The 11731-nt window shown below is 71.3% G+C and carries 11 protein-coding genes; 7 read left to right on the top strand and 4 right to left on the bottom strand.

Annotated features, from left to right (window positions below; translation table 11 throughout):
* Positions 1-77 precede the first annotated feature (77 nt).
* The gene (locus E9232_RS02880) at positions 78-956 is read right to left on the bottom strand and encodes a LysR family transcriptional regulator (RefSeq protein ID WP_309792021.1); all 879 of its coding nucleotides are present in this window, start codon (positions 954-956) and stop codon (positions 78-80) included.
* Positions 957-1050: 94 nt separating this feature from the next.
* Between E9232_RS02880 and E9232_RS02875 the strand changes: the two genes are divergently transcribed.
* Positions 1051-2040 carry a quinone oxidoreductase family protein gene (locus E9232_RS02875; protein WP_309792020.1) on the top strand — a complete coding sequence of 330 codons (990 nt, stop codon included), beginning with the start codon at positions 1051-1053 and terminating at the stop codon, positions 2038-2040.
* A 36-nt stretch (positions 2041-2076) separates the two neighbouring features.
* Here the strand turns inward: E9232_RS02875 and E9232_RS02870 are convergent, their stop codons facing one another.
* The 3 genes from E9232_RS02870 to maiA form a co-directional block, all read right to left on the bottom strand.
* Positions 2077-2964 (bottom strand): amidohydrolase family protein, encoded by an 888-nt coding sequence (locus E9232_RS02870; protein ID WP_309792019.1) that lies wholly within the window; start codon positions 2962-2964, stop codon positions 2077-2079.
* Complete coding sequence (locus E9232_RS02865) at positions 2951-4225, bottom strand: MFS transporter (RefSeq protein WP_309792018.1); 1275 nt, start codon at positions 4223-4225, stop codon at positions 2951-2953. The genes E9232_RS02870 and E9232_RS02865 overlap by 14 nt, the downstream gene beginning before the upstream one ends.
* A 174-nt stretch (positions 4226-4399) precedes the next feature.
* On the bottom strand, positions 4400-5041 hold the full coding sequence (gene maiA / locus E9232_RS02860; protein WP_309792017.1) for a maleylacetoacetate isomerase: 642 nt from the start codon (positions 5039-5041) through the stop codon (positions 4400-4402).
* Positions 5042-5108: 67 nt separating this feature from the next.
* On the opposite strand from maiA, the gene E9232_RS02855 reads away from it, so the two are divergent.
* The 6 genes from E9232_RS02855 (at position 5109) to E9232_RS02830 (ending at position 11720) form a co-directional block, all read left to right on the top strand.
* Complete coding sequence (locus E9232_RS02855) at positions 5109-5720, top strand: HAD family hydrolase (protein ID WP_309792016.1); 612 nt, start codon at positions 5109-5111, stop codon at positions 5718-5720.
* Positions 5721-5919: 199 nt separating this feature from the next.
* Complete coding sequence (locus E9232_RS02850; RefSeq protein ID WP_309792014.1) at positions 5920-6870, top strand: ArsR/SmtB family transcription factor; 951 nt, start codon at positions 5920-5922, stop codon at positions 6868-6870.
* Positions 6867-7802 carry a methylenetetrahydrofolate reductase [NAD(P)H] gene (gene metF / locus E9232_RS02845; RefSeq protein ID WP_309792013.1) on the top strand — a complete coding sequence of 312 codons (936 nt, stop codon included), beginning with the start codon at positions 6867-6869 and terminating at the stop codon, positions 7800-7802. The genes E9232_RS02850 and metF overlap by 4 nt, the downstream gene beginning before the upstream one ends.
* An 8-nt stretch (positions 7803-7810) precedes the next feature.
* Positions 7811-8536, top strand: a complete 726-nt coding sequence (locus E9232_RS02840; protein WP_309792012.1) for a hypothetical protein — start codon at positions 7811-7813, stop codon at positions 8534-8536.
* A gap of 357 nt (positions 8537-8893) precedes the next feature.
* A complete protein-coding gene (locus E9232_RS02835) occupies positions 8894-10147 on the top strand; it encodes an ROK family transcriptional regulator (protein ID WP_309792011.1) in 1254 nt (417 codons plus the stop codon).
* Positions 10131-11720, top strand: coding sequence for a sugar ABC transporter ATP-binding protein (locus E9232_RS02830; protein WP_309792010.1), 1590 nt, complete (start codon positions 10131-10133; stop codon positions 11718-11720). The genes E9232_RS02835 and E9232_RS02830 overlap by 17 nt, the downstream gene beginning before the upstream one ends.
* Positions 11721-11731 lie beyond the last annotated feature (11 nt).

Genomic DNA, 11731 nt, shown 5'->3' with positions numbered 1-11731 from the left:
CACGGCGATGGCCACGGCCTCGGAGCGGCTCGCCGCGCCCGGCTCACGCATCGCCGCGTGCGTTCGCTTCCGCCCGCTCAACGTCCGGCCATTCCTTCCAGCAACCAGCGGTCGCGGGTGAAGATCTCGCCGATCGCGTCCATCGCCAGCCGCAGCCGGGGCGATCGCCGCAGATCCTCATGGATGGCGATCCAGATCTCGCGGCTGGCAGCGCCGTCGCGATCCGCTGCGACGTGGCGGAGCCCCGGGTCGGCGTCGCCGATGAAGCACGGCAAGGCGGCGACGCCGATGCCGGCGCGGGCCGCGTGGACCAGCGTCGCCAGGTCGTTGGTCCGCAGCACCAGCGGCCGCGCCCCCGCGACCGCCAGCAGCCAGCGCTGCTGCGGCAGCTCGCCCAGGGACTCGTCGTCGCCGAGGAAGCACCACTCCTCGGGTCGCCTTCCGTCGAGATAGGCCGGCGCGGCGTAGAGGGCGAAGGTCAGCGTGGCGACGCGCCGGGCGACCACGCCATGCTCGGCCGGGCGGGACAGGCGCAGCGCCAGGTCGGCCTCGCGCTGGCCCAGCAGCGCCGCGCGCTTTTCCCCGGCGAGCGTCAGGACGATGCCGGGATGCGCCGCCAGGAACGGGCCCAGCCGTGGCGCCAGGAAATGGCTGGCCAGCACCGGTGGTGCCGAGACCCGGACCTCGCCGGCCACACCGGAGGCGCCGGCCGCGCGCCGGGCGAAGGCCAGCGCCTCCTCCTCCAGCCGCGCCGCATCCGCGACCAGCCCCTCGCCCTCCGGCGTCAGCACCCAGCCGCGCGGCAGCCGGTCGAACAGCCGCATGCCGAGCGCGGCCTCGAGCGCGTCGACCCGACGGGCCACGGTGGTGTGCTCCACCCCCAGCCGGCGCGAGGCCGCCGACAGCGAGCCGGCCCGCGCCAGGGCGAGGAAGTATCGGACATCGCCCCATTCCATCCGTGCAGGATTGCACAGATCCGGTGCGGACTCTCCGAATTCCGAACGAAATGTGACGGCCGCATGCTGGGCTTCCCGGAACCCAGGAGCGACCATGCCCCCGATCACCACCCGCGCCATCCGCATCCACGCCCCCGGCGGCCCGGAGGCGTTGGTGCTCGACACCGTGACCCTGGCCGAGCCGGGGCCGGGCGAGATCCTGGTCCGGCAGCGCTTCGCCGGGGTCAACTTCGTCGACATCTACCACCGGACCGGACTCTATGGCGCCCCAGCCCTGCCGGCCGGGTTGGGGGTCGAGGCCGCCGGCGAGGTCGAGCGGGTCGGGCCCGATGTGACCGGGTTCCGGGAGGGCGACCGCATCGCCTATGCCGGGCTGCCCGCCGGCGGCTATGCCGAGCGCCGGATCCTGCCCGCCGCCCGCGCCATCCGCCTGCCCGACTCGGTCGGCTTCGACATCGCGGCGGCGGTGCTGGTCCGCGGCCTGACCGCCCACATGCTGTTCGAGCGGGTGCGGCCGCTGAGGCCCGGCGACATCGTGCTGATCCATGCCGCCGCCGGAGGGCTGGGCCTGATCGCGACGCAATGGGCGAAGCGGCGCGGCGCCACGGTGATCGGGACCGTCGGCGACGCCCGCAAGGCGGCGCTGGCGCGCGCACACGGCGTCGACCACACCATCCTCTACCGCGAGACCGACTTCGTCGCGGCGGCGCGCGCGGCGACCGGCGGGCGCGGCGCCGACATGGCGATCGAGGGCATCGGCGGCGACACCCTGCTGCGGACCTTCGACGCCATGGCCCCCTACGGCCTGATCGCCAGCGTCGGCCAGGTCGGCGGCAGCCTGCCGACGATCGATGTCGGCGAACTCGGCCCGGCGCGGTCGATCGCCCTGGCCCGGCCCAGCGTGCTGCGCCACTACCTGCCGGACCTGGCGATCTATCCGCGCGCCGCCGCCGAGGTGCTGGCGGAGGTGGCGGCCGGGCTGCGGCCGGTCATCGGCGCCATGTATCCGCTGGCCGAGGCGGCGGAGGCCCATCGCGCGCTGGAGTCCGGGGGGACGACGGGGTCGGTTCTTCTGGATCTCTGATGCGGGGGTTGGGTTCGCAAGGCGAACCCAACCCACTCAGAACCCGTAGAGCCGGGCCGGGTTGGCGGCCAGGACGGCGTCGCGCTGCGCCGGGTCGGGGATCCAGTCGGCCAGCAGGTCCAGGAGGTCGCCGACATTCGGCATCGGCCCGGCATGGGCGACATGCGGCCAGTCGCTGCCCCACACCATGCGGTCCGGCGCCGCCGCCAGCAGGGCGCGGGCGAAGGGGATGGTGTCGGCATAGGGCGGCCCGGCCACCGACACCCGGAAGGCGCCGGACAGCTTGACCCAGCCCTTGCCCCGGCGCAGCAGCCCGAGCAGCGCCTGGAAGCCGGGATGGTCGATCCCGGCCGAGACCGGCATGTGGCCCATATGGTCGATGACGAAGGGCACCGGCAGCTTGTCCAGCCGCGGCGCCAGCTCCGGCAGCGTGCGGGCGTCGAGCAGGAACTGCAGGTGCCAGCCGAGTTCGCGGCAGCGGTCGCCGAGGCGTTCGAGCTGGTCGAAGCCGACCCCCCCGCCGAACAGCACGTTGAGCCGCAGTCCGACCACGCCGGCCGCCTTCAGCCGCACCAGCTCGGCATCCGAGGCGTCGGCGCCGACCACGGCGATGCCGCGCAGCCGCCCCCGGTTGGCTTCCAGCGTCTCGACCATCAGCCGGTTGTCGGTGCCGTGCACGCTGACCTGGACCAGCACCCCGCGCGCCATGCCGACGGCGTCGAGCATGCCGAGATAGGCCGCCGGCGGCGCCTCGGGCGGGGTGTAGCTGCGGCTGTCGACCAGCGGATAGCCGGGCGGCCCGCCGATGACATGGGCGTGGGTGTCGCAGGCCCCCGCCGGCAACGCGATGCGGCGCGGTGGCCGCGGCGCCGGGTCCGGCGCCGGGCACATCGGGGCGGTGGGCAGCGGGTCAGCCGTCGGCATGCAGGGTCTTCCCCTTGGTTTCGGGCAGGGCCAGCGCGGCGATGAAGAGCAGGGCATAGGCCGCGACGGCGAACAGGCCGATGGCCCGGCCGAGCGGCATGGTGGCGCTGAGGGTGCCGACCAAGCTGGGGAACAGCGCGCCGACGCCGCGGCCGAAATTATAGGCGAAGCCCTGGCCGGAGCCGCGGACGCGGGTCGGGAACAGCTCGGTCAGAAAGGCGCCGACGCCGCTGAAGTAGCCGGAGCCGAAGAAGCCGAGCGGGAAGCCCAGGAACAGCATCGTGGTGTTGTCGATGTCCAGGCTGGTGTAGGCGAACACCACCGCGATGGCGCAGAGCGAGAACACGAAGAACAGCATCCGCCGGCCGATCCGGTCGGCGAGGTAGGCGCCGACGAGATAGCCGGTGAACGACCCGGCGATGATCACCGCGAGGTAGCCGCCGGTGTTCAGCACCGACAGCCCCTTCTCGGTCTTGAGGTAGGTCGGCAGCCAGGTGGTGACGGCGTAGTAGCCGCCCTGCGCCCCGGTGGCCAGGAGCGAGGTCAGGATCGTGGTCTTCAAGACCGGGCCGGAGAAGATCTCCAGCAGCCCCGGCCGGTCGCCGGTCTGAGCGATCCGCCGCTGCGTCTCGGCGAACACCGGCGGCTCGTCGACGAAGCGGCGCAGGAAGAACACCAGCCCGGCCGGCAGGATGCCGATGAAGAACAGGTAGCGCCAGGCGACCGTGGGATCGAACAGCTGGAACAGCACGGTGGCCGCGATCGCCGCCACGCCCCAGCCGATGGCCCAGCCGGACTGCACCGACCCGACCGCCTTGCCTCGGTGCTGCGGCCGGATCACCTCGCCCATCAGCACGGCGCCGGCCGCCCATTCGCCGCCGAAGCCGAAGCCCATCAGGGCGCGGGCGATGAACAGCTGCTCGTAGCTCTGGGCGAAGCCGCTGAGGAAGGTGAAGACCGAGAACCACAGGATGGTCAGCTGCAGCGTCCGCACCCGGCCGATGCGGTCGGCCAAGAGGCCCGCGGCCCAGCCGCCGACCGCCGAGCACAGCAGGGTGACGGTGGCGAGCTGCCCGGCCTGGGCATTGGTCAGCCCCCACAGCGCCAGCAGCGTCGGGATCACGAAGCTGTAGATCTGGACATCCATGGCGTCCAGGCCCCAGCCGGAGAAGCAGGCCCAAAAGGTCCGCCGCTCCGGCGGCGTCATCTCCTTGAACCAGGCGGTCGGACTGTTGCTGTCCTCGATCGACTCGGTCGTCATGCTGCCCCCTGGTGTTACCGGCCCTGAAAGTTCGAAGACCGTTTGGAAACGCGTTGGCGTGAGTCGACTGGTGGTGGTGCCGAGAACCGGAGCGCAGCGGACGTTTGGTCCGTGAGCACCGGAAGCGCAGGCACCGCCATCAGGCGGCCGCGCCGGCGTGTTTACAAATGGTCTTCAAGCCTCGGCGTCGCCCTGGCGTTCCGGCGCCGCCTCGGCGAAGGCCGGCAGCGCCACCGCCCGCTCCTCGATCCCCAGCAGGGTCGGGTACGGGTTCAGGTCGCAGTCGAAGCGGCGGGCGTTGTAGAGCTGCGGGATCAGGCAGCAATCGGCGATGGTCGGCATCCCGCCATGGCAGAAGGCGCCGGTGTCGGGCGACCGCGACAGCTGGGCCTCCAGCGCGCCGAAGCCCTCCGCCACCCAATGCCGGTACCAGGCCTCGATCGCCGCCTCGTCATGGCCCAGCGGCGTCTTGAGGTAGCGCAGCACCCGCAGGTTGTTGATCGGGTGGATCTCGCAGGCGATCGACAGCGCGATCGACCGCACCCGGGCCCGGCCGGCCGGGTCGGGCGGCAGCAGCGGCGGGATGGGATGCATGTCCTCGAGATACTCGATGATCGCCAGCGACTGGGTGATCACCGGCCCCTCGCCCTCCAGCGCCGGCACCAGCTTCTGCGGGTTCAGCGAGCGGTAGGGTTCGATCGCCTGCTCGCCGCGGCGCAGGTGGTGGAATACCGAGTCGTAGTCGAGGCCCTTCAGCGCCATCGCGATGCGGACCCGGTAGGCGGCCGATGACCGGAAATAGGTATGCAGCTTCATGGCTTGGGTTCCGCTCTCCCCGCGTGCTACCAGCGATTCCACATAGCCCGAAGCGGAGCGTCTTGCCATGCCCTCGTCACGTCCGACCATCGTCTTCGACATCGGCGCGGTGCTGATCGAGTGGAATCCGCGGCATCTCTATCGCAAGCTGTTCCCGGACGAGGCGGCGATGGAAGCCTTCCTGGCCGAAGTCTGCACCCATGACTGGAACCTGTCGATGGACGGCGGCAAGCCCTTCGCCGAGGGCATCGCCGAGAAGGTCGCCGAGTTCCCGCACCATGAGACTTTGATCCGCGCCTTCGACGAGCGCTGGGAGGAGATGGCGCCGCACGTCATCGACGGCACCGTCGAGATCCTGAAGGGGCTGAAGGACCGCGGCGACAAGGTCTACGCCATCACCAATTTCTCGGCCGAGAAGTTCGCGGTGGCTCAGGCCAAGTACCCGTTCCTCGGGTGGTTCGACGGCGTCATCGTCTCGGCCCACGAGAAGCTGCTGAAGCCGGACGCCCGGATCTACCGGCTGCTGGAGAGCCGCTTCGGCCTGACGCTGGCCGACTGCATCTTCATCGACGACAACCCCGGCAACGTCGTCGGCGCCCGCGCCGTCGGCATGCGCGCGATCCAGTTCGAGTCGCCCGACCAGCTGCGCCGCGAGCTGGTGGAGATGGGGGCGCTGTAGGCGGCTCTTCGGCCCCCGTCCCCTCTCCCGTCATTACCGCGAAAGCGGGAATCTCCCTCCGGTTCTGCCGGGACGAGATCCCCGCTTTCGCGGGGATGACACGGGAATGGGAGCAAACACATAAAGACATGTTTATGTCTCTCTGAGAGTTTGCTATCCTGCTCGCGAGCGTGGATCCGGAGCGGGAGGCGATAAGGTCGTGGAACGTCTGCTGCAGGGGCTGAGGGCTGCCGCCGAGCCAACCAGGCTGCGGATCCTGATGCTGTGCGCCCATGGCGACCTGTCGGTGACAGACCTGACCCAGATCCTGGGGCAGAGCCAGCCGCGGGTCTCGCGCCATCTCAAGCTGCTGGCCGAGGCCGGGCTGCTGGACCGCTTCCGCGAGGGCACCTTCGCCTTCTTCCGCCTGGCCGAGAGCGGCACGGTGGCCGATCTGGCGCGCAGCCTGGTCGACCTGATCCCCGACGCCGACACCACGGTGGGCCTGGACCTGGAGCGGCTGGAGGCGGTGAAGCGCCAGCGCTCCGAGGCCGCGGCCGGCTACTTCCGCGACAACGCCTCGCATTGGGACGACATCCGCACCCTGCACATCGCCGACAGCGCGGTCGAGCAGGCGATCCTCGACCTGCTGCCGCCGGGCGAGATCGGCGACCTGCTGGACCTCGGCACCGGCAGCGGCCGGATGCTGATCCTGCTGGGCGACCGGGTGCGGCGCGCGGTCGGCATCGACCTGTCGCGCGAGATGCTGTCGGTGGCCCGCGCCAACATCGAGCGCGCCGGGCTGCAGCGCCATTGCCAGGTGCGGCAGGGCGACCTGTACCAGCTGCCGGTGCCCGGCCAGTCCTTCGACGTCGCGCTGGTGCACCATGTGCTGCATCACCTCGAGGACCCGGCGGCGGCGATCACCGAGGCGGCGCGGGTGCTGCGCCCCGGCGGCCGGCTGATCGTCGCCGACTTCGCCCCGCACGACGTCGAGAGCCTGCGCGCCGACCATGCGCATCGCTGGCTGGGCTTCCCCGACGACCTGTTCGCCCGCTGGCTGCAGCGCGCCGGCTTCGATACCGAACCGCCGGTGCACCTGCCCGGCGCCCCCCTGACCGTCACCATCTGGCCCGCCAAGCGGGCGATGCAACGGAGAGCCGCGGCATGACCTCCCCTTCCGCGACCGCAACGGCCGAGTCCTCTCGCCGTGATCCCGCCGCGGCCGATATCGGCCGTCGTGACCCGATCGTCAGCTTCGAGTTCTTCCCGCCGAAATCCGACGCGGCCGAGGCGACGCTGATGGAGACGGTGACGCGCCTGGCGCCGCTGGCGCCGGACTTCGTCTCGGTCACCTACGGCGCCGGCGGCACCACCCGCGACCGCACCTTCGGCATCGTCACCAAGATCCAGGACGGCAGCGGCCTGCCCACCGCATCGCACCTGACCTGCGTCGGCGCCTCGCGCGAAGAGATCGACGATGTCGCCCGCGCCCTGTGGGCCGCCGGCATCCGCCGCATCGTGGCACTGCGCGGCGACGCGCCGGGCGGCGCGCCCTACCAGGTGCGGCCGGACGGCTACGCCTATGCCGCCGACCTGGTGGCGGGGCTACGCCGCATCGCGCCCTTCGACATCTCCGTCGCGGCCTACCCCGAGACCCATCCGTCGGCGCCGTCGGCCGATTTCGATCTCGACAACCTCAAGCGCAAGGCGGATGCCGGCGCCGACCGGGCGCTGACCCAGTTCTTCTTCGACACCGACGCCTTCCTGCGCTTCCGCGACCGCGCCGCCGCTTCCGGCATCACCCTGCCGATCGTGCCGGGCATCCTGCCGATCACCAACTTCGCCCGGACCAAGGAGTTCTCGCAGGCCTGCGGCGCCGCGGTGCCGGACTGGCTGGAGATGCTGTTCGAGGGGCTGGACGAGACGCCGGACACGCGCCAGCTGGTCGCCGCCTCGGTCGCGGTCGAGCAGTGCCGCCTGCTGCAGACCCATGGGGTGGAGGAGTTCCACTTCTACACCCTGAACCGGGCCGAGCTGACCCTGGCGATCTGCCGCTTCCTCGGCATCCGCCCGCGCCGCGCCGAGGCCGTCGCCGCCTGAAGGCCCCTATGACCGACGATCCGAAGCCGCTGTCCGACGCCGACCGGCCGGCGGCGCTGGCCCAGCGCGTGTATGTCAGGCACACCCGGGCGCTGGACGGCCTCGGTCTGGCCGACACCTTCGACTACATCTGGCGCAACAACGTTTGGGGCGCGGAGGAGTCGCGCTCGGGCCTGGGGTCCGGCCTCGACGGCACGGCGGAGCTGCGCCGCGCGATCCCAGCCCTGCTGCGCGATCTCGGCGCCGCCACGCTGCTCGACCTGCCCTGCGGCGACTATGGCTGGATGAGCCGGGTCGACCTCGACGGCATCGCCTACACCGGCGCCGACATCGTCGCCGACCTGGTCGCCAAGAACGTCGTGCTGTATGGCGAGACCGACCGGCGGCGCTTCCTGCGGCTGGACCTGACCCGAGACCCGCTGCCCCGGGCCGATGTGGTGTTGTGCCGCGACTGCCTGGTTCATCTGTCGGCCGCCAGCATCGCCGCATCCTTCGCCAATCTCCGCCGCTCCGGCTCGACATGGCTGCTGACCACCACCTTCCTGGAGCTGCAGGCCAACCGGGCCATCGCCGATGGCGATTGGCGGCCGCTGAACCTGCAGCGCCCGCCCTTCGCCCTGCCGGCGCCGCACCGCATCATCGTCGAGGGCTGCACCGAGGAAGGCGGCGCCTACCGCGACAAGGCGCTGGGCCTGTGGCGCATCACCGACCTGCCGGAGATCGCCACGGGGTGACCGCCGTGCAGGTTGGGTTCGCCTGGCGAACCCAACATCCCGAGGCCTGGAACGCGGTTGGGTTCGCTTCGCGAACCCAACCTACGACTCTCCCTTCCTTCGATCGCCCTTCATCGTCATTGCGAGGAGGCGAAACCGACGAAGCAATCCATGGCGCCGCCTGGCATGGATTGCTTTCCCCGGCTCAAGGCCGGGGTCGCAATGACGGGGTGGGAAGAATACGATTGTCCGGCGCGCTAGAAAGCTCCTGTCCGAATTCCGCTCGGAAACGAGAGAAACGGTCCTTGACGGCGGAAACCGGACAGATTAATTGCATCACGTTCAATTAATCACGAACGGTGCCGGGGGAGGATGGAAGTGCGACGCTCCGCGATCCGCCGCGGCACCAATTCCGTGCAGCTGCGCCGCTACAACGAGCGGCTGGTGCTGCAGACCCTGCGCCGCGCCGGTGAGGCGTCGAAGGCCGAGCTGGCCCGGCAGGCCGAACTGACCAACACCGCCATCGGCGGCATCATCGCCCAGCTCGAGGATGACGGGCTGATCGCCTCGGCCGGCAAGCGCCACGACGGCGGCCGCGGCCAGCCGGCGACGCTGTACCGGCTGGCCCCGAAAGGCGCCTACGGCATCGGCGTGCGGCTGGACCGACGGGCGCTGGAGACGGTGCTGATCGATTTCGACGGCGCCCTGATCGCCCGCCGCGCCCATGACCGGCTGCTGCCCGCCCCGGCCGAGGCGCTGGACATCGTGCGCCTGGATGTGGCCGAGCTGCTGGCCGCGCTGGACCCGGCCGACCGGTCCAAGCTGGCCGGCATCGGCTTGGCCCAGCCCTACAATCTCGGCGCCTGGCTGCACCAGCTGGACCTGCCGCCGGCCGATTTCGCGGCCTGGGACACGGTCGACTTCGCCGCCCTGCTGGAGGAGGCCACCGGCCTGCCGGTGTTCGGCGAGAACGACGGCACCGCCGCCGCCGTGGCCGAGCTGTTCTACGGGCTGGGCCGCGGCCTCGACGACTTCCTGTACCTGTTCATCGGCCCGGCGATCGGCGGCGGCGTGGTGCTGGGCGGCGACTGCCTGCGCGGCCCGACCGGCAATGCCGGCGACGTCGCCCTGCTGCCGGTCGGTCCCGGCCGCCTGCCCTCTGCCCCGCCAGCGCCGAAGGGCCGCGACATCCTGTTGACCCGGGCCTCGCTGAACGCCCTGACCCGCCACCTGCAGTTCCGCGGCCTGGCCGGCGGCAGCCGCGCCGAGCTGGCCGCCGCCGTCGCTGCCGGCCTGCCGGCGGTCTCCGAATGGCTCGACGACTGCGTCGACGCGCTGACCGACGCGATCTGGGCCTCGTCCGCCCTGCTGGAGGTGACCAGCGTGATCATCGACGCCGATGTCGACGACGGGTTGATCGACGCGCTGATCGCCCGGCTGGAGCGGCGCCTGGCCGCGACCGCGCCGGAGGCCAGCGGACCGCCGCGGCTGCTGCACGGGTCGTTCGGCTGCGATGCCGGCGCGATCGGCGCAGCCAGCCTGCCGATGTTCTTCAGCTTCTCGCCGCGGGCCTCGATCCTGACCCGCAGCGCCGATGAAAGGGGATGGCGCGACCATGCAGCCGCAGACTGACCACCCGCAGGCCCCGGCCCCCCATCCTGCCGACGGCCCGGTCCCGGTGCTGGAGATGCGCGGCATCTCCAAGACCTTCCCGGGCGTGAGGGCGCTGACCCGGGTCGACCTGACCGTCTATCCCGGCGAGATCCACGCGCTGATGGGCGAGAACGGGGCCGGCAAGTCGACCCTGATGAAGGTGCTGTCCGGCGCCTACCAGGCCGATGCCGGCGGCACCATCCGGGTCGACGGCCGCGACGTCGCGATCGCCGGCCCGCTGGCGGCCAAGCGCCTGGGCATCGCCGTGATCTACCAGGAGCTGAGCCTGTCGCCGAACCTGACGGTGGCGGAGAACATCTATCTCGGCCGCGAGCCGAAATCCGGCCTCTTCGTCGACCGAAAGGCGATGCTGGCGGGCTGCGCCGAGGTGCTGAAGCGCCTGGGCGCCAGCTTCCGGCCGACCACGCTGGTCGGCACCCTGTCAATCGCCGAGCGCCAGCTGGTGGAGATCGCCCGCGCCATCCATGCCGAGGCCCGCATCCTGGTGATGGACGAGCCGACCACCGCCCTGTCGGCGCGCGAGACCGACCGGCTGTTCGAACTGATCCGCCGGCTGCGCGCCGAAGGGCTGGCGATCATCTACATCAGCCACCGCATGGCCGAGATCTACGAGCTGGCCGACCGTGTCTCGGTGCTGCGCGACGGCAGCCAGGTCGGCACGCTGGACCGCGCCGGGCTGTCGGCCGAGGCGCTGGTCAGGATGATGGTCGGGCGCGACATCTCCGGCTTCTACAAGAAGGACCATGACGCGCATCAGAGCGCCGGCCGCGTGGTGCTGTCGGTGCGCGACGTCGGCGACGGGCACCGCGTGCGCGGCTGCAGCTTCGACCTGCATGAGGGCGAGGTGCTGGGCATCGCAGGCCTGGTCGGCTCCGGCCGCACCGAACTGGCCCGGCTGATCTTCGGCGCCGAGCCGAAGGCCAGCGGCGAGGTCACGCTGGAAGGCAAGGTTCTGCACATCACCGGGCCGGGCGACGCGATCGATGCCGGCATCGCCTACCTGACCGAGGACCGCAAGGGCCAGGGGCTGTTCCTCGACATGTCGGTGCAGGACAACATCAACCTGGTGGTCTGCGGCACCGACGCCGGCACCGGCGGCTGGCTCGACCTCGCCCGCGCCAAGATCCGCGCCAAGGACGCCATCGCCGCCCTGTCGATCCGGGTGGCCAGCCCCGAGGTCACGGTCGGGTCGCTGTCGGGCGGCAACCAGCAGAAGGTGCTGCTGTCCCGCCTCTTGGAGACCCAGCCGCGCATCCTGATTCTGGACGAGCCGACCCGCGGCGTCGACATCGGCGCCAAGTCCGAGATCTACCGCATCATCGACGGGCTGGCGAAGGCCGGCATCGGCATCATCGTCATCTCCTCCGAGCTGCCCGAGGTGATCGGCATCGCCGATCGCGCTTTGGTCATGCGCGAGGGCCGGATCGAGGGCGAGGTCGGCGGGTCGTCCGGCCAGCCTTTGACCCAGGAGGCGATCATGGCCCTCGCCACCGGCCTCTCCACCCCCGCGCCCGCCGCCCCCATTCAGTGAAGGATCATCAC

Source organism: Inquilinus ginsengisoli (assembly GCF_031453975.1).
Classification (GTDB): domain Bacteria; phylum Pseudomonadota; class Alphaproteobacteria; order DSM-16000; family Inquilinaceae; genus Inquilinus; species Inquilinus ginsengisoli_A.
Note: the sequence above shows the minus strand (reverse complement) of the source record. Positions and strands in the feature narration are given on the sequence as shown.

Coding starts and splice junctions, on each gene's coding strand:
- E9232_RS02880 (WP_309792021.1), bottom strand. CDS start 956: ATGGAATGGGGCGATGTCCGATACTTCCTCGCCCTGGCGCGGGCCGGC.
- E9232_RS02875 (WP_309792020.1), top strand. CDS start 1,051: ATGCCCCCGATCACCACCCGCGCCATCCGCATCCACGCCCCCGGCGGC.
- E9232_RS02870 (WP_309792019.1), bottom strand. CDS start 2,964: ATGCCGACGGCTGACCCGCTGCCCACCGCCCCGATGTGCCCGGCGCCG.
- E9232_RS02865 (WP_309792018.1), bottom strand. CDS start 4,225: ATGACGACCGAGTCGATCGAGGACAGCAACAGTCCGACCGCCTGGTTC.
- maiA (WP_309792017.1), bottom strand. CDS start 5,041: ATGAAGCTGCATACCTATTTCCGGTCATCGGCCGCCTACCGGGTCCGC.
- E9232_RS02855 (WP_309792016.1), top strand. CDS start 5,109: ATGCCCTCGTCACGTCCGACCATCGTCTTCGACATCGGCGCGGTGCTG.
- metF (WP_309792013.1), top strand. CDS start 6,867: ATGACCTCCCCTTCCGCGACCGCAACGGCCGAGTCCTCTCGCCGTGAT.
- E9232_RS02840 (WP_309792012.1), top strand. CDS start 7,811: ATGACCGACGATCCGAAGCCGCTGTCCGACGCCGACCGGCCGGCGGCG.
- E9232_RS02830 (WP_309792010.1), top strand. CDS start 10,131: ATGCAGCCGCAGACTGACCACCCGCAGGCCCCGGCCCCCCATCCTGCC.